This is a genomic window from Streptomyces sp. NPDC097640 (genome assembly GCF_040302705.1).
Classification (GTDB): domain Bacteria; phylum Actinomycetota; class Actinomycetes; order Streptomycetales; family Streptomycetaceae; genus Streptomyces.
Window position 1 is genome coordinate 53161 of the sequence record NZ_JBEOSB010000033.1, and the last position, 19647, is coordinate 72807.

The window sequence follows — 19647 nt, forward strand, 5'->3', positions numbered from 1 at the left end:
AGGGCCGCACCTCATGACCTCGTATCAGGACCAGCCATGGCTCGCTCAGCTCACCGAGGTGCAGCGCCGGTCGATCCGGCCGCGGCCGAGCGTGCTGCACGCCTTCCGGGACGCCGTGCGGGAGCGGCCCCACCGCGCGGCGCTCGCCTATTTCGACGGGCGGCTGACGTACGAGGAGGTCGACGCGCTCTCCGACGGCATCGCCGGCCATCTCGCCGCGCGGGGCTTCCGGCCCGGCGACCGGCTCGCGGTCATGCTCCAGAACACTCCGCACTTCGTGCTGGCCCTGCTCGGCGCGTGGAAGGCGGGTGGCACGGTGGTGCCGGTCAACCCCATGTACAAGGCGGGCGAGCTGGGGCACATCCTGGCCGACGCCGAGGCGACCGCCCTGGTGTGCGCCGACCACGCCTGGGAGGGGTGGGTGCGGGACGCGGCCGCCGTCTCCCCCGTACGCATCGCGCTCACCGCGAGCGCCTACGACTTCCAGACCCGCGACGACGCCCGGGTCCTGAACCACGGGCGCATCCCCGTCCCCGAGGACACCGAGGACCTGCTCGCGGTGGCCCGCGGCGGTGCCCTGCCGCCCGCCGTGCCGGAGCCGGGCCTCGACGACATCGCGCTGATCAGCTACACCTCGGGGACCAGCGGCACCCCCAAGGGCGCCATGAACACCCACGGCAACGTCTCCTACAACGCCGAGCGGCAGCATGTCGCCCACGAGATGCCCGACGGCTCCACCATCTTCGTGCTCGCGCCCCTGTTCCACATCACCGGCATGGTCTGCGAGCTGTCCGCCTCCATCGCGGACGGCGGGACCCTCGCCATGGCCTACCGCTTCGAGCCGGGCGTCGTCCTCGACGCCTTCGCCGAGCACCGCCCCGCCTACACCGTCGGCCCCTCCACCGCCTTCATGGCGCTGATGGCCCACCCGAAGGTGACCCGCGACCACTTCACGTCCTTCCTGCTCGCCTCCTCGGGCGGGGCCCCGGTGCCGCCCGCGCTGGTCGAGCGGTTCGAGGCCGCCTTCGGCCTCTACCTCAAGAACGGCTACGGCCTGACCGAGTGCACCGCCCCCTGCGCCAGCGTCCCGCCCGGCAAGCGGGCCCCCGTCGACCCGGTCTCGGGCACCCTGGCGGTCGGCCTGCCCGGCCCGGACAGCGTGGTGCGCATCATCGACGACGAGGGCCGGGACGTGCCGTTCGGCGAACCGGGCGAGATCGCGGTACGCGGCCCCATGGTGGTGCCCGGCTACTGGCGGGCACCGGAGGCCGGCGCGGCCGCCCTGCCCGACGGGGAGCTGCGCACCGGGGACATCGGCTTCATGGACCCGGACGGCTGGCTGTACGTCGTCGACCGCAAGAAGGACATGATCAACGCCTCCGGCTTCAAGGTGTGGCCGCGCGAGGTCGAGGACGTCCTGTACACCCACCCCGCGGTGCGCGAGGCGGCCGTCGTCGGCGTCCCCGACCCGTACCGCGGGGAGACCGTCAAGGCGTACATCAGCCTGCGGCCGGGCACCGAGGCGGCCCCGGAGGAGCTGACCGCGTACTGCGCGGAGCGGCTCGCGGCGTACAAGTATCCGCGCAGGATAGAGATCCTGCCCGAGCTGCCGAAGACGGCCAGTGGCAAGATCCTCCGACGGGAACTGCGGGCCGCGCGGCGCCCCCCGGAGTAGCACCCGGCACGAACGAGAGGCAGGTGGCGACGAGATGGCCAGGACGAGGGAAGGTGACGGGAAACCCGTGCCGCAGCGCTTGCTGGCCGCGGCCACCCGCCTCTTCGCCGAGCGCGGCTACGACCGGACCTCCGTCCAGGAGATCGTCGAGGCGGCGGGCGTCACCAAGGGCGCCCTGTACCACTACTTCGGCTCCAAGGACGACCTGCTGCACGAGATCTACGGGCGGGTGCTGCGGCTCCAGCAGGAGCGCCTGGACGCCTTCGCGGACGCGGACGCGCCGGTCGAGCAGCGGCTGCGCGACGCGGCCGCCGACGTGGTTGTCACCACCATCGAGAACCTCGACGACGCGACGATCTTCTTCCGCTCCATGCACCATCTGAGCCCGGAGAAGCACAAGCAGGTACGGGCGGAGCGGCGCCGCTACCACGAGCGGTTCCGCGCCCTGGTGGAGGAGGGCCAGCGGGCCGGGGTGTTCAGCTCGCACACCCCCGCCGACCTGGTGGTGGACTACCACTTCGGCTCGGTCCACCACCTGGGCACCTGGTACCGCCCGGACGGACCGCTCAACCCCCAGCAGGTCGCCGACCACCTCGCCGACCTGCTGCTGCGCGCCCTGCGGCCCTGACGCAGGGATTGACGCAGGGATTGACGCAGGGATTGAGGCAGGGATTCAGAGGTACTTCCTTAGCTCCCGCCGCGCCAGCGACCGCTGGTGCACCTCGTCAGGCCCGTCCGCGAGCCGCAGCGTCCGCGCCGCGGCCCACAGCTCGGCCAGCGGGAAGTCCTGGCTGACCCCGCCCGCCCCGTGCAGCTGCACCGCCCGGTCCAGGATGTCGACCACCGTGCGCGGGGTGGCGATCTTGATGGCCTGGATCTCGGTGTGCGCCTCGCGGTTGCCGACCGTGTCCATCAGCCACGCCGTCTTGAGGACCAGCAGCCGCAGCTGCTCGACGGCCACCCGGGCGTCCGCGATCCACTCATGGACCTGGCCCTGCCGGGCGAGCGGCTTGCCGAAGGCCGTACGGGACACCGCGCGGCGGCACATCAGCTCGATCGCGCGCTCGGCCATGCCGATCAGCCGCATGCAGTGGTGGATACGGCCGGGGCCGAGACGGGCCTGGGCGATGGCGAAGCCGCCGCCCTCCTCCCCGATCAGATGCGCCGCCGGGACGCGCACCCCGTGGAAGACCACCTCGGCATGGCCGCCGTGGTAGTGGTCCTCGTAGCCGTAGACCCGCATGGCCCGGCGCACCTCGACGCCCTCGGCCTCGCGCTCCACCAGCACCATCGACTGCTGACGGCGGATGTCGGGGGAGTCGGGGTCGGTCTTGCCCATGACAATGAAGACCTTGCAGTCCGGGTTCATCGCCCCGGAGATGTACCACTTGCGGCCGGTGATGACGTAGTCGTCGCCGTCGCGCTCGATCCGGGTCTCGATGTTGGTCGCGTCGGACGAGGCGACCTCGGGCTCGGTCATCGCGAAGGCGGACCGGATCTCGCCCGCGAGCAGCGGCTCCAGCCACTGCTTGCGCTGCCGTTCGCTGCCGAACTGGGCGAGCACCTCCATGTTCCCGGTGTCCGGGGCGGCGCAGTTCAGCGCCGTGGGGGCCAGCTGGGGGCTGTGGCCGGTGATCTCGGCGAGCGGGGCGTACTGGAGATTGGTCAGCCCCGCGCCCAGCCCGGGATCGGGCAGGAAGAGATTCCACAGGCCCCGCTCGCGGGCCTTCGCCTTGAGCTCCTCCACGACGGGTGGGGTGCGCCAGGGGGAGTCCTGCCGCGCGCGCTGCTCCTCGGCCACCGCCTCCGCCGGGTGGACATGGTCCGCCATGAAGGCGAGCAGCTCGGCCCGCAGCTCCTCGGTGCGGGCGTCGAATGCGAAGTCCATGGCTGTCTCAGCCCTTCCGTAGCGTGGTGAGGCCGTTCTCGACGAACACCGGGACGACCTCGCCGATGCGGTCGAAGCCGGCGCCGACGGTCTGGCCGAGGGTGAACCGGTAGTGGATGCCTTCGAGGATCACGGCGAGCTTGAAGTAGGCGAAGGCCGTGTACCAGGCGACGCCGCCCACATCGCGGCCCGAGCCGGCCGCGTACCGCTCGATCAGCCCGCGCGGCGCGGGGTGGCCGGGGGCGCCGCTGGTCGTGGTGATCGGCGAGTCCGCCGTCTCCTGCTGCTCGCTGTACATCACCAGCAGGCCCAGGTCGGTCAGCGGATCGCCGAGGGTGGACATCTCCCAGTCGAGAATCGCGTTGATCCGGTCATCGCCGCCCACGAGTACGTTGTCCAGCCGATAGTCGCCGTGCACGACGGTGGGGGCGGGAGAGGCCGGCAGGGCCTTGCCGAGCGCCTCGTGCAGCTCGTCGATCCCGGGCAGCTCACGGCTGCGCGACGCGGCCAGCTGCTTGCCCCAGCGGCGCAGCTGCCGCTCCAGGAACCCGTCCGGCCGCCCGAAGTCGGCGAGACCGACGGCGGCCGGATCGACGGCGTGCAGCCCGACCAGGGTGTCCACCAGGCCGAGGACGACACGGCGGGTGCGCTCCGGGCCCAGGGGGGCGAGCTGTTCGGCCGTGCGGTACGGCGTGCCCTCGACGAACTCCATGACGTAGAAGGGCGCTCCCAGGATTGACTCGTCCTCGCACAGCAGCACCGGCCCCGGAACCGGCACGCTGGTCGGGTGCAGCGCGCCGATCACCCGGTGCTCGCGCCGCATGTCATGGGCGGTGGCGAGCACATGGCCCAGCGGCGGACGGCGTACGACCCAGCGGGCGGCGCCGTCGGTGACCGCGTAGGTGAGGTTCGACCGGCCGCCGGGGATCAGCTCGGCGCGCAGCGGCCCGCCGCGCACCAGCCCCGGCCGCTCGCGGTCCAGATGGGCGCGGAGCCGCTCGAGGTCGAGTCCTGGCGGATTGCCTGAGGTCATCGGGTCTCTTCCTCCGTCAAGGGGGCTACGGGCGGACACGGGGGTGTCGGCGGACGGTCCCGCATCATGATGCCGACCAGTCGGTATGGCGTCCAGTGTTGAGCCCGTCGAGCTGCGCCGCCGGTTTGCGCGCCGCCGGTTTGCGCCGGGTGCGCGGGAGCAGGAGCGTCGAAGAGGGGGAGCCCGAAGGGGGGAGCGCGGTCCCGGGGGCCGCACGCACCGTCCCGCCCGCAGACGCGCAGCGCAGGAACGCGAGGAGCCCGTCATGAAGGCCATCACCTACCACCGCTACGGCGGCCCCGAGGTCCTGGAGTACGGAGAGGCGCGCGAGCCCAAGGTCGGCCCCGACTCGGTGCTGGTCAAGGTCATGGCCGCCGGCGTCAACCCGGTCGACTGGAAGGCGCGGGCGGGCTATCTGGATCCCGTCCTGGAGGCCGTCTTCCCGGTCATCCCGGGCTGGGACGTCGCGGGCGTCGTCGAGCGGCCCGGCCCCGCGGTGACCGAGTTCGCGGCGGGCGACGAGGTGATCGGCTACGTCCGCGAGGACTTTCTGTCCCGGGGCACCTTCGCCGAGTATGTCGCCGCGCCCGTGCGCACCCTCGCCCGCAAGCCGCGGAACCTGACCTTCACCCAGGCCGCGGGCATTCCGCTGGCGGGCCTCACCGCGTACCAGACGCTGGTCAAGGCGCTGAAGGTCACCGAGGGCGACTCCGTTCTGGTGCACGCGGCCGCGGGTGGCGTCGGTTCCATGGCCGTCCAGCTGGCCAAGCACCTCGGCGCCCGCGTGCTCGGCACCGCCAGCGAACGCAACCACGAATATCTGCGCGCCCTGGGCGCCGAGCCGGTCACCTACGGCGAGGGGCTCGCCGACCGCGTGCGGGCGCTGGCCCCCGGCGGGGTGCACGCCGTCTTCGACACGGTCGGCGGCGACGCGCTCACCGACTCCGTGCCGCTGCTGTCCGCCGGCGGGCGGCTGGCCTCCATCAGCGACCAGGCGGTCCTCGCGCTCGGCGGCCGCTATGTCTTCGTCCGGCCCGACCCGAACGACCTCCAGGACCTCACCGACATCGCCGAGCGCGGCGCCCTCGGCGTGGAGGTCGCGGCCGTCTTCCCCCTGAAGAACACGGCCGACGCCCACCGCCTCAACGAGGAGGGCCACACCCGCGGCAAGATCGTCGTCACGGTCGGTTAGGTGCTGTCCGGCGGATCTTGACGCCTGCGGCGGGCTCGCCCCCACCCCGCCCTGGTCGATATGCGGCGCCGCCGCGTGGGGGGCTCTGCCACAGACCCGGGGTCCAGGGGCAGAGCCCCTGCCACGCGGCGGAGCCGCACATCAGCAGGGGCTCGACACCGCGGGAAGGGGCGGGTAGGGGAAAAGATCCGACGATGGTTCCGCCGGCCGGACACCCCTGGGCCCCGGCCGGGCCGCTACGGGGGGCCCTCTCTGATGGCCGCCCTCGCGCGGGCGGTCCGCACCGCCGCCGACAGGGTGGCGATGTCATAGGCGCCGTGGTGGCGACGGCCGTTGACGAAGAACGTCGGCGTCCCCGAGACACCGCTCAGATCGGCGGATTCGACGTCCTCCGCGATCCGCTCGGCCCCCGACCGGCCGCGCACATCCGCGCGGAACCGCTCGCCGTCGAGCCCGAGCTGCTCCGCGTAGCCCAGCAGATGTCTGACCTGAAGGTCGCCCTGATGGCTCAGCAGCATGTCGTGCATGTCCCAGTACCGGCCCTGGTGGGCCGCGGCCTCGGCGGCCTCGGCGGCGAGCTGGGCGTTGGGGTGGACATCCCGCAGCGGCAGATGGCGCCAGACGTAGCGCACGTCGTCGCCGAAGTCGGCGAGCAGCTCGCGGACCACGGGCTCCGCCAGGCCGCAGTACGGGCACTCGAAGTCCCCGTACTCGAGGAGCGTGACCGGTGCGGTCCGGGGGCCGCGGATGTGATCGCGCTCCACATCGACGGGGTCACTGAGGTCGATGAGGGTCTGTGCCTCGCCCAGCAGCGCCCGCGCGCGGCGGCGCGGGGGCAGGAGGGCGATGGCCCGGGTCACCAGCCAGGTGGTGAGCAGCGAACCGACGATGGCGGCGAGGATGCCGATCTTCGCCTGCTCCAGCTGCTGCCCGCTGAAGGCGAGCGTGGCGATCAGCAGGGACACGGTGAAACCCACCCCGGCCAGACTCCCGCCGGCGGCGACGCCGCCCCAGCCGACCGGGGGGAGCAGCCGCTTGCGGCTCAGCCGCACGGCGATCCAGGTGGCGCCCAGGATGCCGACCGGCTTGCCCAGCACATAGCCCAGCAGGATGCCCAGGGTGGGGCGCGAGCCGAAGGCGTGGGCGAGGTCCCCGGGGGTGACGGTGATGCCCGCGTTGGCCAGCGCGAACAGCGGCACGATCACATAGCTGGTCCAGGGGTGGAACATCCGCTGGAGCCGCTCGTTGGGCGAGATCGCCGAGACCAGACCGCGGCGGAGCACCTGCTCCGATTCGGGGCTCGGCTGTTCGCGGAAGCGCCGGAACAGCTTGCTGGCCCGTTCCAGGGCGTGCCGCTCGGCCGGATGGGCGGGCACCAGCAGCCCGATGGCCAGGCCGCTCACCACCGGATCCACACCGGACTGGAGCATCGCCGCCCACAGGGCCACGGCCGGCACCGCGTACGCGGCCGACCGCCGCACCCCGGCCACGCGCAGGCCCAGGAGCACGGCGAAGACGCCGACCGCCGTCAGCAGCGCGGGCACATGGACGACCTCCGTGTAGGCGAAGGCGATCACGACCAGGGCCAGCAGATCGTCGGCGACCGCGACGGTCAGGACGAAGACCCGCAGGCCGCGCGGGAGGCGCCGGCCGAAGAGGGCGAGCCCGCCGAGCGCGAAGGCCGTGTCGGTGGACATGGCGGTTCCCCAGCCCCGCGCCGAGGGGTGACCGGCGTTGAAGGCGAGGAAAATGGCGACGGGGACGATCATGCCGAAGACCCCGGCCAACACCGGGAGGGTCACCCGACTGCGTTCGCGCAGCTCGCCCATGTCGAACTCGCGGCGCGCCTCGAGGCCGAGCACGAAGAAGAACAGCGTGATCAGCCCGCTGTTCACCCACTCGCGCAGCTCCAGCGACACCCCGGCCGACGTGCCGAACCGCAGCGACAGCGGTGTGCTCCACCACGACTCGTAGCTGCCCGGCGCGGCATTGGCCCAGATCAGCGCCGCGACGGCGGCGACCAGGAGGAACGCCGCGCTGCCCGTCTCGGTCCGCAGAAACGCGCGCAGCGGGCCGCGCTCGTCCATCCCGGACGCGGTCTGGAGGGTCATCGTCGGATCCGAGGCCGCCACGGTCGCTCCTCTCCTGCCTCCTGCCAGCGTGCCCCCACGAGGGCACCGGCCGCGCCGCGGCGGTGCGTCAGCGCGTCAGCGCGCCAGCGCGGCGCCGAAGGCGACCAGCGCCAGCGTGCAGCCCGCCGCCGCCGCGGCCGCCCGCGGGGACAGTGCGGGCGGTCGCGGCGCGGTCATCGCCCGGATGCGGCGGGCCGCCACACCCAGGAAAGCCAGCCAGGCCAGCGCGGCGAACACCGCGCAGAGCACGGAGACCGGGCCGGTCCCGTTGTGCAGGGCCTGCCGGGCGGCCAGCGACGCTGCGACGGCGCAGGCCAGCGTCGTACGCCGCCAGGCCAGCCGGGTCCGCTCCGGCTGGAGCCCGGGGTCGCGGGACACGGGCTCGTGCACGTCGGGATCGTCCGGCTCTGCCATCGGCTCAGCCGCCCCAGCGGACCGCGACGAGGCCCACCATCACCAGGGCGATCACCCCGACGGCCAGCCCCAGCACGACCGGGAAGCGGGAGACCGGCAGATCCTCGCCGCGCCGCATCGCCCGCTCACAGCGGATCCAGTGGTTGAGCGCCCGCACCGCGCACACCGCGCCCCCCGCCAGCAGCGTGAGCGCCGCCGCCAGCCGCAGCGTCCCGTCCGTGTCCGGCAGGAACTGGTCGACCGCGAAGCCCCCGCCGACCAGCGCCATCGCGGTGCGCAGCCAGGCCAGGAAGGTGCGTTCGTTGGCGAGGGAGAAGCGGTAGTCCGGGGTCTCCCCCTCTGCGCGCAGCCGCTCGGGCGCGAACCACAGCCGCACATCCGCGACGGCGGAGGCGAGCCTGCCCCGGGGCGGCGTGCGGTTGGCGTCGATCATGGGACAAGCGTACTCGGGCCCGTATCGGCCCATTGGGTACGGGCGGGGGTGTCCGGCGGAGCTTTCCCCCACCCCGCCCCTCCCCGAAACCGGGGCTGCGCCCCGGACCCCGCCGGGGCTCCGCCCCGGACCCCGCCGGGGCTCCGCCCCAGGCCCCCGGGCTGCGCCCCGGCCCCCCGGGGCTGCGGCCCGAACCCCGCTGGGGCTGTGCCCCGAACCCCCGGGGCTGTGCCCCAGACCCCCGGGCTCCGCCCCAGACCGCTGGGGCTGCGCCCGAACTCCGCTGAGGCTATGCCTCGAACCCCGCCGGGGCTCCGCCTCAGACCCCCCGGGCTGAGCCCTAGACTCCCCGGGGCTCCGCCCCGAACCCTGCCGGGGCTGTGCCCCAGCCCCCGCCGGGGCTGCGCCCCAGACCCCTGGGGCCAGGGGCAAAGCCCGCCACGCGGCGGAGCCGCGCATCGGACACTGCGGGAAGGGGCGGGGTGGGGGAAGGCGCCTAGCCGCGCCACTCCGCCAGCCGGCGATAGGCCTCCACGCCGTCCGGCACCCACTCCCACTCGTCCAGCCGCCGCGCCAGCTCCTCCTCGCTCAGGAAGGCGTGCCAGGCGACCTCCTCGGCCTGCGGCGCGACCGGCAGCTCGCAGCGGACCTCGTAGATCCGCGACCACCAGGTGTGCTCCGGCGTGTCGTAGAGGAAGGAGAACAGCGGCGTCGGGGCGGGCAGACCGGACACTCCCAGCTCCTCCTCGGCCTCGCGCAGCGCCGCCGTGTCGTACGACTCGCCCGCGCCGACGACACCGCCGACGAACATGTCGTACAGGGACGGGAAGACGAGTTTCTCCGCGGTGCGGCGGTGTACGAAGATCCGGCCGGCGCCGTCCCGGGCCAGCACGAAGACGGTCCGGTGGCGCAGCCTGCGGGCCATGGCGTCGGCGCGCCGGGCTTGCCCCACCACCTGGTCCCGCTCGTCCACGATGTCCAGCAGCTCGTCGGCCGAGAGCGGCTGCCGGGGCGGCTCCTGCCGCGACTGTTGATCGGGCATGCCGTCATCCAAGCAGGGGTGGCGCGGTCAGCGCCACCCTCCGCCCGGGTAGCCCGATCCGCCGTGGTGGCGCCCTCCGCGGCCGCGGCCCGACCCGTCGTAGCCCGACCCGTCGGACCCGGACCCGGACCCGTAGCGGTCCGCCCACTCCTGCGCCCAGCGGGCCGCTTCCTCCGAGTCCCGCCGCCAGTCCTCGGCGGACCGCCCCTGCCGCCCCCAGCCGGACGGCCAGGAGGGGCGCGTGGGCTCGGTGCGGGTCGGGGGCTTGGCCGGGGCCGTGGAGGGGGCCTGGGTCTCCGGCTGTGCGGCCGGGGCGCCGGTGGGCGGCGCGGGCTCGGGGGTGTGCGAGGCGCCCGGCAGCGGCTTGGCGCCGGCAGCCGCGTCGGCCACCGGGACGAAGTCGTCCGCGCCCGCGTCCGGCGCCGACGACGGCGCGTCGTGCGCGGGTGCGGCGGCGGCCTCCCGGCCGTCCTTGCCGAGCATCAGAAAGAGCGCGGTGGCGGCGCCGGTGGCGGAGAGCAGAATCGCTCCGGCCGCCGCCTTGCGCCGGTCGCTGACCGGGCGGCGGCGGGCGTGCCGGGGGCCGATCACCTCGCCCTGCAACACCTGCGGGCCCTCCTCGGCCCCGGACCCGGCGAGTTCGACGGGTTGGGGGCCGGGAGTGACCAGCGTAGGACTCACCACGCGCCGGTCCGTGATGGGCGGCCGCGAGGGAGAAGGATGGTGGTCAGCCATGGCGCCTGATGATGCCCGGCCGTCGAACCCCCTGTCCATCTTCGCGATCGATTGCGACCGTTATGTCGTACAAGGTGGTGCGGAGCAGGAGTTGGGGACCTGCGGACGGGTGCCCGGAAGGGCAGCCGTTCCCCGGGTTGACGCCATACTGACCGGTAGGCAGGATCACCGACACCACCGGTTCCCGGGCGCCGCGCCGCGCCGCCCGGCCGCCGGTTCCCTGCGCGCTCCTGACGAGACGGGACACCAGAAACCATGGCGTACGACGCGGATGTGATCGTGGTCGGGGCGGGGCTCGCGGGGCTGGCGGCCACCGCCGAGCTGGCCGACGCGGGCCGCAAGGTGATCCTGCTGGACCAGGAGCCCGAGCAGTCGCTCGGCGGCCAGGCCCACTGGTCCTTCGGCGGCCTCTTCCTCGTCGACTCGCCCGAGCAGCGCCGGCTGCGCATCCGCGACAGCCGCGAACTGGCCTGGCAGGACTGGCTGGGCACGGCCGGGTTCGACCGCGAGGAGGACCACTGGCCGCGCCGCTGGGCGGAGGCCTATGTGGACTTCGCGGCCGGCGAGAAGCGGGCCTGGTTGCACGCCCAGGGGCTGCGGCTGTTCCCGCTCGTCGGCTGGGCCGAGCGCGGTGGCTACGACGCGACCGGACACGGCAACTCCGTCCCCCGCTTCCACATCACCTGGGGCACCGGCCCCGGCGTCGTCGCGCCCTTCGAGCGGCGGGTGCGCGCCGCCGTCGCGCGCGGCCTGGTCCAACTGCGTTTCCGGCACCGGGTCACCGGGCTGTCCCGCAGCGCGGGCGCCGTCGACACCGTGACCGGCGAGATCCTGGAGCCGAGCGACGCCGAGCGCGGCACCCCCAGCGGCCGCGAGGTCACCGGCGCCTTCGAGCTGCGCGCCCAAGCCGTGATCATCACCTCCGGCGGGATCGGCGGCAACCACGACCTGGTCCGCCGGAACTGGCCCGCCCGGCTGGGCACTCCGCCCGAGCGGATGCTCTCCGGCGTCCCCGCGCATGTGGACGGCAAGCTGCTGGGCGTCGCGGAGGCGGCGGGCGCGCGGCTGATCAACCGCGACCGGATGTGGCACTACACCGAGGGCATCGAGAACTGGAACCCCATCTGGCCCCGGCACGCCATCCGCATCCTGCCCGGCCCCTCCTCGCTGTGGTTCGACGCCCGCGGCAAGCGGCTCCCGGTGCCGCTCTTCCCCGGCTTCGACACCCTCGGCACGCTCGAACACATCATGCGGACCGGCTACGACTACACCTGGTTCGTGCTCACCCAGAAGATCATCGAGAAGGAGTTCGCGCTCTCCGGCTCCGAGCAGAACCCGGACCTCACCGGCAAGCGGGTCCGCGATGTGCTGGGCCGCGGCCGGGGCGGGGTGCCCGGCCCGGTCCAGGCGTTCATGGACCATGGCGCGGACTTCATCGTCGAGCGGTCGCTCACGGGTCTCGTACGGCGGATGAACGAGCTCACCAAGGAGCCGCTGATCGACGAGGCGGAGCTGCGCCGCGAAATCGTCGCCCGCGACCGGGAGATCACCAACCCGTACACCAAGGACCTCCAGATCACGGCCCTGCGCGGCACCCGGAAATACCTCGGCGACCGCCTCATCCGCACCGCCGCCCCGCACCGGATCCTCGACGCCAAGGCGGGCCCGCTGATCGCCGTGCGCCTCAACATCCTGACCCGCAAGACGCTGGGCGGCCTGGAGACCGACCTGTCCGCGCGGGTGCTGACCGAGGGCGGGGAGCCGCTGCCCGGCGTGTACGCGGCGGGCGAGGCGGCCGGGTTCGGCGGCGGCGGCGTCCACGGCTACCGCTCCCTGGAGGGCACGTTCCTCGGCGGCTGTCTCTTCTCCGGCCGTACGGCGGGCCGCGCGGCCGCGAAGGCGGTGGGGTAGAAGGGCGGCCGCGGCGGGCTTCTTCGACGGAAGCTGGCGCCGGTCGCCCCCGGGGTGCTCTCATCAATGGCATGGACCGCAACCCCGACGCCGCGGAGCCCCCCACCGCCGACCCCGACAGCGCCGACCCGGACACCACCGGTCGCGGCGCCCCCGTCGGCCGCCGCGTCATCCTCGGCATGCTCGCCCTGGGCGCGGGCGGCATGGCCGCCGCCCCCTGGCTCCAGGCCCGCCTGGAGACCTTCCTGGCCGCGGCGGCCGACAACGACCCCACCGGGGTGACCGGGCTGCTGCCCAACGGCGGCGGGTTCCGGTACTACTCGGTGACCTCCTCCGTCCCCCACAAGAACGCCGACAGCTACCGGCTGACCGTCGGCGGGCTCGTGGACAAGCCCGCCGGCTACCGGCTCGCCGACCTCCGCGCGCTGCCCCAGCACCGCGTCGTCCACGATGTCCAGTGCGTCACCGGCTGGCGCGTGCCGCACACCTCCTTCGAGGGCGTGCGCCTGGCCACGCTGCTCGACGCCGCCGGGGTCCGCCCGGGCGCCGGGGCCGTCCGGTTCACCTGCTTCGACGGGGCGTACAGCGAGAGCCTCACCCTCGAACAGGCCCGCCGGGACGACGTCCTGGTCGCGCTGCGGATGCGGGACGAGCCGCTGGGCCACTCCCACGGCGGCCCGGTGCGGCTGTACGTCGCGCCCATGTACTTCTACAAGTCGGCGAAATGGCTCTCCGGCATCGAGGTCACCCGCGACGTACAACCGGGCTACTGGGAGCACCGCGGCTACGACGTGGACGCGTGGGTCGGCAAGTCGAACGGACGCGACGATGCCCCCACCACCTGACGCCCGCCCCGGCGGCGCCGCCCCCGCCCCCCACGCCGCACGCGCCGCACGCTCCCGGCCCCGCACCCGCGTGGCCCGCTTCACCCCGGCCGAGCGCTGGATCCACCGCACCACCGCCGCCCTCCTGGGCGCCTGCGTGGTGAGCGCGGCCTGCCTGTATCTGCCCCAGCTCGCCGAACTCGTCGGCCGCCGCGTCCTGGTGGTCACGGTGCACGAGTGGACCGGCATCCTGACCCCGGTCCCCACCCTGCTGGGCCTGGCCTCCCGCGCCTTCCGCGCCGACCTCTCGCGCCTCAACCGCTTCGGCCCGCACGACCGTCGCTGGCTGCGCTCGGTGCTGCGGCGCGACTGGAGCGACGGGGCGCGCCCGGCGGGGAAGTTCAACGCCGGGCAGAAGCTGTACGCCGCCTATCTCAGCGGCGCCGTGCTGGTGATGGCGGGCACGGGGCTGCTGATGTGGTTCACCGGTCTGGCCCCGCTGGTGTGGCGCATCAGCGCCACCTTCGTCCACGACTGGCTGGCGCTGGCCGTCGGCGTCGTGCTGCTCGGGCACATCGCCATGGCGCTCGCCGACCCGGAGGCCCGGCGCGGGATGCGCACCGGCACGGTCGACCGGGCCTGGGCGGCCCGCGAGCACCCGCTGTGGCGCACCGGCGAGGACCGGGGAGACCGCCAGGACCGCCAGGGCCGCGAGGGCCGCGAGGGCCGCGAGGACACAAGCGTGAATTGAAAGCCGTCGCCCCGCCCCGATGCCATGATGCGACACACACCGTCAATTCCGAGGCCGGGAAAAGCCGGGGAACAGGAATGCCCGCATGGCCGTGAAAGGTCTCAGAAAAGCCATCGCACGATACGGGGCACCGACCGCGGGATGCGTCGTCGCGCTGCTCGCGCTGACCGGATGTCCCGGCTCGCCCGGCGCGCCGGAACGGCGGGGCGGGCTGTGGGTGAACCCGGACAACCCGGCGGCCCGGCACGCCCGTGACCAGCGGCGGGCGGGCCGGTACGCGGACGCGCGGCTCATGCGGCGGATCGCCGACGAGCCGCTGGCCGAGTGGCTCGGCCCGAATCCGCGCGACCGCGTCAGGCTCGTCACCGAATCCGCCGCGCGGGAACACCGTACGCCGGTGCTGGTCGCTTATCACATTCCGTACCGGGACTGCGGGCATTACTCCGCGGGAGGGGCGAGGAACGACAGGGAATACCTGGACTGGATCCGGGAAATCGTCTCCGGAATCGGCGATCGAAAGGCGATTGTCGTATTGGAGCCCGACGCGGTGGCCCAGGTGGTCGACGGCTGTGTCCCCGAGCGGCTGCGGGGCCCGCGGCTGGCCCTGCTGCGCGACGCCGTCGCCATGCTCTCCGCGCCGCCCGGCACCCAGGTCTATCTGGACGCGGGGAACCCTGGGTGGATCCGGAACACCCAGCGGCTGGTGGAGCCGCTCTGGGAGAGCGGCATCGAGCAGGCGGACGGCTTCTCGCTGAACGTCTCCAACTTCCAGCCGACGCGGGTGACCCGCGCCTACGGCCACCGGCTGTCGACCCAGCTCGGCGGCGCCCACTTCATCATCGACACCAGCCGCAACGGCAACGGCCCGCTCACCCGCGGCGGGGAGGGCGGGGCCGACGACGCCAAGGGCGGCGCGCGGGACGACGCCAAGGGTGGCGACGGAAGCGCGGAACATCCCGGCACCGGCACCGGCACCGGCACCAGCCACCACGTCGTCGGCGGCGAGGAGAACTGGTGCAACCCCCCGGGCCGGGCGCTGGGCGAGCCCCCGAGCACCCGCACCGGCGACCCCTCCATCGACGCCTACCTGTGGATCAAGCGCCCCGGCGAGTCCGACGGGACCTGCAACGGCGGCCCCCCGGCCGGCCGTTGGTGGACGGCGTACGCTCTCGACCTGGCCCGCAACGCCAAGGCGCGCCACAGGTGACGGCACGGGCTGTCAGGGCGGGTCAGGGCACAGGCCGTCAGCCCGCCCCGGCGTGGGCCTCGGCGCGCGCCTCCGCGGGCGCCTCGGCGCGGGCCGTCGGCACCGCCGCGGCGGTGCGCCGGGTGCGCCGCGCCAGCAACAGCCCGCCCACCCAGATGGCCATCGGCGCCAGGCACAGCCCCACCGCCAGCAGCGCCCAGGTGCGCATCGCCGCGTGGGTGTGCCCCAGGAACAGCGAGGCGACCAGCGAGCCGCCGAACACCGCGGCCCACACCAGATGGATACGGAAGGTGGACAGCTGGTCGGCGCTGGAGGAGTCGCCCTTCGGCGTCACCACGAACCGGCTTCTGCGCCGCAGCAGCGCGTCGCACAGCGACTTGGCGTAGATCGGGGCGGACAGCGCGGACAGCAGCATCCCCGCCACCCCGCCGGAGCCCTCCGGCTCGTGCGGGGAGACGTTGTGCCGCCGGTTCCACACGTACAGCCCGATCTGGAGCGCCGCGGCGTCGCTGTAGAGCATCATCCACATCTCCGCCGGGATGTGGATCCCGGAGGCGCCCAGCACCAGGAACAGCGCGCAGGACAGCGCCGACAGCATCCAGTTGAGCGCGGTCATCGGGTAGTACGCGATCATCAGCGAGTAGTTGAGCAGCTTCCCCGGAGACAGCGTGAACGGCGCCTTCCAGAACTGCTTGAGCACCGTCTCGTAGGTGCCCCGGCTCCAGCGCAGCTGCTGGGTGAAGAAGTCCGTCCAGGTGCTCGGCCCCTCCCCGACGGCCAGCACGTCCGGGGTGTAGACCGAGCGCCACTTCTTCCTGGTGACCGGGTTGCGGCGGCGGTGCAGCTCGAAGCCGGTGGCCATGTCCTCGGTGATCGAGTCGTACAGCCCGCCGATGCTCCGCAGCGCGGCGATGCGCACCGCGTTGTTGGTCCCGACGAACATGGGGCCGCCATACGCGTTTCCCGCCCGCTGGATCAGCGCGTGGAACAGGAACTGCTGGCTCTCGGCCGCTTTGGTGACCGCCGTGTCGTAATTGCCGTACACCTGCGGGCCGACCACAAAGGCGATATCCGGATCGCGGAAGTAACCCATCATCCGCTCGAGGAAGTTGGGCAGCGGAACGTGGTCGGTGTCCACACAGGCCATGAATTCATAGTCGTCGCCATGGGCGTCCAGCCAGGCGTTGTAATTCCCGTGCTTGGTCTTCGCGCGAAAGGGCCCCTTCGGCTGATTCCACTTCTCGACGCCCTTGCGGGAGAAATGCCGGACGCCGAGCCGCGCGCACAACTCCTTGACCTCGTCGTCGTTCCCCTCGTCCAGCAGCCATACGTCGAGCCACCCCGTGTGCCTGACCCGCATCGCCCCCTCCAGCGTCGCCCGGACCATCTCGATCGGCTCCTTGCCGGGCACGAAGCTGGTCAGAAACGCCACCCGGGTCCCCGGCTCGGCGGTCACCGGCACCGGGTCCCGGGCCACCAGCGTTGCGTGCGCGTTGGAGACCACGGTGAACAGGCGGAACGCCTCGATCAGCGCGATCGAGAGCAGCATCGTGGTGTCCGCCGCCGTCTCCCAGGCCGGCACATAGTCGCGGTGCACCCAGTGCTGCGGCTGGAGCAGCCACAGCAGCAGCAGCCCCGAACACACCGGCGCCGCGCACAGCAGCAGCGCCGCGCGGACGCGGTGCGGCTCCTGCGCCAGCAGGCTGCGGCAGCGCACCCGGTACGGGCGGCCGGGCGGCGGCTGGGTCAGCGGGCCCGCCAGCTGGCTGTACCGCTTGTACTCGTACGCCGCGGCGGGGCCCCGGCGGCGGGAGGTCGTCCCATGGTGCGCGGGCCGTGCGGGGCGCGGCGCGGCGCGGGGCGTGGCACCCGGCTCGGAAGCGTCTCTGACGGGCGTTGGTGCAGACATCTGGGCACTCCCGCGGGTCGCCTGGGACAAAATATCGCGCGGCGATGACCCGGACGGCTTACATTCGTCAGGTCATCGCGCGAGATGAGAAGGTAACAATCCCATGGGGAATGACTGTGCAAATCGGATTTTCGGCGCGCCTTGGCGCGCCCCGGTGCTCCCCATCGCTTCCCGGTGCCGCCCGTCGTATTGGGCGGCCCGCCACTCCGACGGCCTATAGCCGCGCGTCTTACGTGATTTACATCCCGATGTCTGTCATGGTCGGATGCGATTCGGCGTGCATGATTCGACCGCGCGATCCGGGCTGTGTTTCGGCCGCGCGTTTCGGCTGCCGGGTTCGGCATGTGTGAGGAAGCCCGCGCCATGGGGCGGGCGCGACAGGAAAGATGGGGCCCGGTCGCCCGATGAGAGTGCTGCACATCATCTCGCGCCTCGGCGCCGGTGGCGCCGAGCAGCAACTGCGGCTGCTGCTGCGCCACCTGCCCGCCCGCTGTGACGTCCTCACCCTGTCCGCCCCCGGGGCCGTCGGCCACGGCATCCGGGCGGACGGGGTGCCCGTCACCCACCTGCCCCTGCGCGGCCGCGACCCGATGGCCCCGGCCCGGCTGGCGCGGTTCATCCGCGGTGGCGGCTACGACCTGGTCCACACCCATCTCCACCGGGCCGGCGTATACGGCCGGATCGCCGCCCGGCTGGCGGGCGTCGGCGCCGTGATCGCCACCGAACACAGCCTGGGCGACCGTCACATCGACGGCCGCCCGCACACCGTCGCCACCCGCGCCCGCTACCTCGCCGCCGAGCGCCTGGGCTCGGCGACCGTCGCCGTCTCGGCCGCCGTCGCCGACCGGCTCCGCGCCTGGGGCGTCGCCAACCACCGCATCCACCTGGTGCCCAACGGCCTGGACGCCCGCCACTTCCACTACACCCCGGCCGCCCGCGCCGCCGCCCGCGCCCGCCTCGGCATCCCCGGACACGCCTTCGTCGTCGGCGGGGTGGGCCGGCTGGTGGCGGCCAAGCGCTTCGACGTGGCGCTGCGGGCCGTCGCCGAGGTGCCCGGGGCCCGGCTGCTGCTGGTCGGCGACGGCCCCGAGCGCACCGCGCTGCACGACCTGGCCGCCTGGCTCGGGGTGGCCGACCGGGTCCGGCTGCTCGGCGAGCGCGACGGGGCGGTGGCCGGGACGGGGGACCGGCCCGCCGACATCCCCGGGCTGCTGGCCGCCATGGACGTCTTCGTCGCGCCGTCCGCGGAGGAGGCGTTCGGCATCGCCGCCGTGGAGGCCCTCGCGGCCGGGCTGCCGGTGCTCTACACCGTCTGCCCCGCCCTCGACGAACTGCCGCCCGGCGCCGCCCCCGGCGCCCACCGCATCGGCCCCGGTGCCGCCGCCCTGGCCGGCGCCCTGCGCGAATCCGCCGCCGCCGGCCCCGTACGGTTCCCGGTGCCCGCCGCCGTCGAGCGCTACGACATCGTCCGCACCGCCCGCCGGCTGGCGCTGCTGTACGAACGCTCCGTCAGCTGCGGGCCCGACGGCTGCGCCCGGGGCCCTGCCGTCAACCTGCGCTGGCCGCGGAGCGGTGCTCCTGCGGGCTGACCCCGCGCACCCGCTTGAAGGCCGAGCTCAGCGCGTACGGGCTGCCGTAGCCGACCCGCCGGGCCACCGCCCCGAGGGTCGCGTCCGGCTCCCGCAGCAGATCGGCGGCCAGCGCCAGCCGCCAGCCGGTCAGATACGCCATGGGCGGCTCGCCGACCAGCTCGGTGAAGCGCCGGGCCAGCGCCGCCCGGGAGACCCCGGTCCGCTCGGCCAGCAGGGCCACCGTCCACGGATGGGCCGGATGGTTCTGGAGCAGCCGCAGGGCGCGGCCCACCACCGGGTCGCCCAGCGCCCGGTACCAGGCCGGGGCCCGCGCCTCCGGCCGGGCGAACCACGCCCGCAGCACGGAGATCAGCACCAGGTCGAGCAGCCGGTCCAGCACGGCCGTCTGGCCCGCCTCGTCCTTGACGATCTCCTCGCCCAGCCACGACAGCAACGGTGAGCCGCACTCCTTGCCCGGCAGCACCAGCAGCGGCGGCAGCGCGTCCAGCAGCCGCCGGCTGATCTCCCCGTCCATCCGGTACGTGCCGACCAGCATCGTCGCCGAGCCGTGCTCGCTGTTGCCCCAGGTGCGCACCCCCAGCGCCATCCGCTCGGCCAGATCCTCGCCCTCGGCGGTGCGGCACACCTCGCCGGGCAGGATCCAGGCCTGCGGCCTGGTGGCCGGATCGTCGGCCACCGTGTACGGGTCGGGGCCGCGCACGATCGCGACGTCCCCCGGGACCAGCCGCACCCCTTTCTCTGGCTCGCCCTGCCCCGGGACCACCCACGCCGCGCCGCGCGCCACGGTCATCACACACAGCGGGGCCCGGTCCTCGATCCGCACGGACCAGGGCGGTTCCATGACCATACGGAGCAGAAACGCCCCCCGGGCTCTCGGCCCGTCCAGCAGGCCGGCCAGTGGATCCATGG

Annotated in this window: 17 protein-coding genes; 8 read left to right on the top strand and 9 right to left on the bottom strand. The window is 73.7% G+C overall.

What is annotated here, in order from left to right; translation table 11 throughout:
- Nucleotides 1-13: 13 nt before the first annotated feature.
- Nucleotides 14-1675: an AMP-binding protein gene (locus tag ABTY62_RS38745; protein ID WP_352134061.1), complete on the top strand. Its 1662-nt coding sequence runs from the start codon at nucleotides 14-16 to the stop codon at nucleotides 1673-1675.
- Nucleotides 1676-1709: 34 nt separating this feature from the next.
- Entirely contained in the window at nucleotides 1710-2303 is a 594-nt protein-coding gene (locus ABTY62_RS38750; protein WP_311725198.1) for a TetR/AcrR family transcriptional regulator, read from the top strand.
- Between the two features lie 45 nt (nucleotides 2304-2348).
- Here ABTY62_RS38750 and ABTY62_RS38755 read toward each other — a convergent pair whose 3' ends face one another.
- On the bottom strand, nucleotides 2349-3563 hold the full coding sequence (locus tag ABTY62_RS38755; protein WP_352134062.1) for an acyl-CoA dehydrogenase family protein: 1215 nt from the start codon (nucleotides 3561-3563) through the stop codon (nucleotides 2349-2351).
- A 7-nt stretch (nucleotides 3564-3570) separates the two neighbouring features.
- On the bottom strand, nucleotides 3571-4596 hold the full coding sequence (locus tag ABTY62_RS38760; RefSeq protein ID WP_352134063.1) for a phosphotransferase family protein: 1026 nt from the start codon (nucleotides 4594-4596) through the stop codon (nucleotides 3571-3573).
- Between the two features lie 265 nt (nucleotides 4597-4861).
- Between ABTY62_RS38760 and ABTY62_RS38765 the strand changes: the two genes are divergently transcribed.
- A complete protein-coding gene (locus ABTY62_RS38765) occupies nucleotides 4862-5788 on the top strand; it encodes an NADP-dependent oxidoreductase (protein ID WP_352134064.1) in 927 nt (308 codons plus the stop codon).
- 236 nt (nucleotides 5789-6024) lie between these two features.
- On the opposite strand, the gene nhaA is transcribed toward ABTY62_RS38765, so the two are convergent.
- The 5 genes from nhaA to ABTY62_RS38790 form a co-directional block, all read right to left on the bottom strand.
- Nucleotides 6025-7899 (bottom strand): Na+/H+ antiporter NhaA, encoded by a 1875-nt coding sequence (nhaA, locus tag ABTY62_RS38770; protein ID WP_352134100.1) that lies wholly within the window; start codon nucleotides 7897-7899, stop codon nucleotides 6025-6027.
- Nucleotides 7900-7995: 96 nt separating this feature from the next.
- Nucleotides 7996-8334, bottom strand: a complete 339-nt coding sequence (locus ABTY62_RS38775; protein ID WP_502997602.1) for a DUF202 domain-containing protein — start codon at nucleotides 8332-8334, stop codon at nucleotides 7996-7998.
- Nucleotides 8335-8338: 4 nt separating this feature from the next.
- A complete protein-coding gene (locus ABTY62_RS38780) occupies nucleotides 8339-8767 on the bottom strand; it encodes a YidH family protein (RefSeq protein WP_352134066.1) in 429 nt (142 codons plus the stop codon).
- A 496-nt stretch (nucleotides 8768-9263) separates the two neighbouring features.
- Nucleotides 9264-9809: an NUDIX hydrolase gene (locus ABTY62_RS38785; protein ID WP_352134067.1), complete on the bottom strand. Its 546-nt coding sequence runs from the start codon at nucleotides 9807-9809 to the stop codon at nucleotides 9264-9266.
- 27 nt (nucleotides 9810-9836) lie between these two features.
- Nucleotides 9837-10493, bottom strand: a complete 657-nt coding sequence (locus ABTY62_RS38790) for a hypothetical protein (RefSeq protein WP_352134068.1) — start codon at nucleotides 10491-10493, stop codon at nucleotides 9837-9839.
- Between the two features lie 306 nt (nucleotides 10494-10799).
- Here ABTY62_RS38790 and ABTY62_RS38795 point away from each other — a divergent pair, with 306 nt between their 5' ends.
- The 4 genes from ABTY62_RS38795 (at nucleotide 10800) to ABTY62_RS38810 (ending at nucleotide 15237) form a co-directional block, all read left to right on the top strand.
- Nucleotides 10800-12455 carry an FAD-binding dehydrogenase gene (locus ABTY62_RS38795; protein ID WP_352134069.1) on the top strand — a complete coding sequence of 552 codons (1656 nt, stop codon included), beginning with the start codon at nucleotides 10800-10802 and terminating at the stop codon, nucleotides 12453-12455.
- A gap of 71 nt (nucleotides 12456-12526) precedes the next feature.
- The gene (locus ABTY62_RS38800; RefSeq protein ID WP_352134070.1) at nucleotides 12527-13300 is read left to right on the top strand and encodes a molybdopterin-dependent oxidoreductase; all 774 of its coding nucleotides are present in this window, start codon (nucleotides 12527-12529) and stop codon (nucleotides 13298-13300) included.
- Nucleotides 13284-14030 carry a cytochrome b/b6 domain-containing protein gene (locus ABTY62_RS38805; RefSeq protein WP_352134071.1) on the top strand — a complete coding sequence of 249 codons (747 nt, stop codon included), beginning with the start codon at nucleotides 13284-13286 and terminating at the stop codon, nucleotides 14028-14030. Before ABTY62_RS38800 ends, ABTY62_RS38805 begins: the two co-directional genes overlap by 17 nt.
- Before the next feature lie 85 nt (nucleotides 14031-14115).
- Nucleotides 14116-15237: a glycoside hydrolase family 6 protein gene (locus ABTY62_RS38810; RefSeq protein WP_352134072.1), complete on the top strand. Its 1122-nt coding sequence runs from the start codon at nucleotides 14116-14118 to the stop codon at nucleotides 15235-15237.
- 37 nt (nucleotides 15238-15274) lie between these two features.
- Here ABTY62_RS38810 and ABTY62_RS38815 read toward each other — a convergent pair whose 3' ends face one another.
- Nucleotides 15275-17146 (bottom strand): glycosyltransferase family 2 protein, encoded by a 1872-nt coding sequence (locus ABTY62_RS38815; protein ID WP_352134073.1) that lies wholly within the window; start codon nucleotides 17144-17146, stop codon nucleotides 15275-15277.
- A gap of 404 nt (nucleotides 17147-17550) precedes the next feature.
- On the opposite strand from ABTY62_RS38815, the gene ABTY62_RS38820 reads away from it, so the two are divergent.
- Nucleotides 17551-18735 carry a glycosyltransferase gene (locus ABTY62_RS38820; RefSeq protein WP_352134074.1) on the top strand — a complete coding sequence of 395 codons (1185 nt, stop codon included), beginning with the start codon at nucleotides 17551-17553 and terminating at the stop codon, nucleotides 18733-18735.
- Here the strand turns inward: ABTY62_RS38820 and ABTY62_RS38825 are convergent.
- Nucleotides 18695-19645, bottom strand: coding sequence for an AraC family transcriptional regulator (locus ABTY62_RS38825; RefSeq protein ID WP_352134075.1), 951 nt, complete (start codon nucleotides 19643-19645; stop codon nucleotides 18695-18697). The genes ABTY62_RS38820 and ABTY62_RS38825 overlap by 41 nt on opposite strands.
- Nucleotides 19646-19647: the final 2 nt, after the last annotated feature.

Excerpts from the sequence above, each read along its gene's own strand:
- ABTY62_RS38745 (WP_352134061.1), top strand. The coding sequence starts at position 14 with ATGACCTCGTATCAGGACCAGCCATGGCTCGCTCAGCTCACCGAGGTG.
- ABTY62_RS38750 (WP_311725198.1), top strand. The coding sequence starts at position 1,710 with ATGGCCAGGACGAGGGAAGGTGACGGGAAACCCGTGCCGCAGCGCTTG.
- ABTY62_RS38755 (WP_352134062.1), bottom strand. The coding sequence starts at position 3,563 with ATGGACTTCGCATTCGACGCCCGCACCGAGGAGCTGCGGGCCGAGCTG.
- ABTY62_RS38760 (WP_352134063.1), bottom strand. The coding sequence starts at position 4,596 with ATGACCTCAGGCAATCCGCCAGGACTCGACCTCGAGCGGCTCCGCGCC.
- ABTY62_RS38765 (WP_352134064.1), top strand. The coding sequence starts at position 4,862 with ATGAAGGCCATCACCTACCACCGCTACGGCGGCCCCGAGGTCCTGGAG.
- nhaA (WP_352134100.1), bottom strand. The coding sequence starts at position 7,899 with ATGACCCTCCAGACCGCGTCCGGGATGGACGAGCGCGGCCCGCTGCGC.
- ABTY62_RS38775 (WP_502997602.1), bottom strand. The coding sequence starts at position 8,334 with ATGGCAGAGCCGGACGATCCCGACGTGCACGAGCCCGTGTCCCGCGAC.
- ABTY62_RS38780 (WP_352134066.1), bottom strand. The coding sequence starts at position 8,767 with ATGATCGACGCCAACCGCACGCCGCCCCGGGGCAGGCTCGCCTCCGCC.
- ABTY62_RS38785 (WP_352134067.1), bottom strand. The coding sequence starts at position 9,809 with ATGCCCGATCAACAGTCGCGGCAGGAGCCGCCCCGGCAGCCGCTCTCG.
- ABTY62_RS38795 (WP_352134069.1), top strand. The coding sequence starts at position 10,800 with ATGGCGTACGACGCGGATGTGATCGTGGTCGGGGCGGGGCTCGCGGGG.
- ABTY62_RS38800 (WP_352134070.1), top strand. The coding sequence starts at position 12,527 with ATGGACCGCAACCCCGACGCCGCGGAGCCCCCCACCGCCGACCCCGAC.
- ABTY62_RS38805 (WP_352134071.1), top strand. The coding sequence starts at position 13,284 with ATGCCCCCACCACCTGACGCCCGCCCCGGCGGCGCCGCCCCCGCCCCC.
- ABTY62_RS38810 (WP_352134072.1), top strand. The coding sequence starts at position 14,116 with ATGGCCGTGAAAGGTCTCAGAAAAGCCATCGCACGATACGGGGCACCG.
- ABTY62_RS38815 (WP_352134073.1), bottom strand. The coding sequence starts at position 17,146 with ATGTCTGCACCAACGCCCGTCAGAGACGCTTCCGAGCCGGGTGCCACG.
- ABTY62_RS38820 (WP_352134074.1), top strand. The coding sequence starts at position 17,551 with ATGAGAGTGCTGCACATCATCTCGCGCCTCGGCGCCGGTGGCGCCGAG.
- ABTY62_RS38825 (WP_352134075.1), bottom strand. The coding sequence starts at position 19,645 with ATGGATCCACTGGCCGGCCTGCTGGACGGGCCGAGAGCCCGGGGGGCG.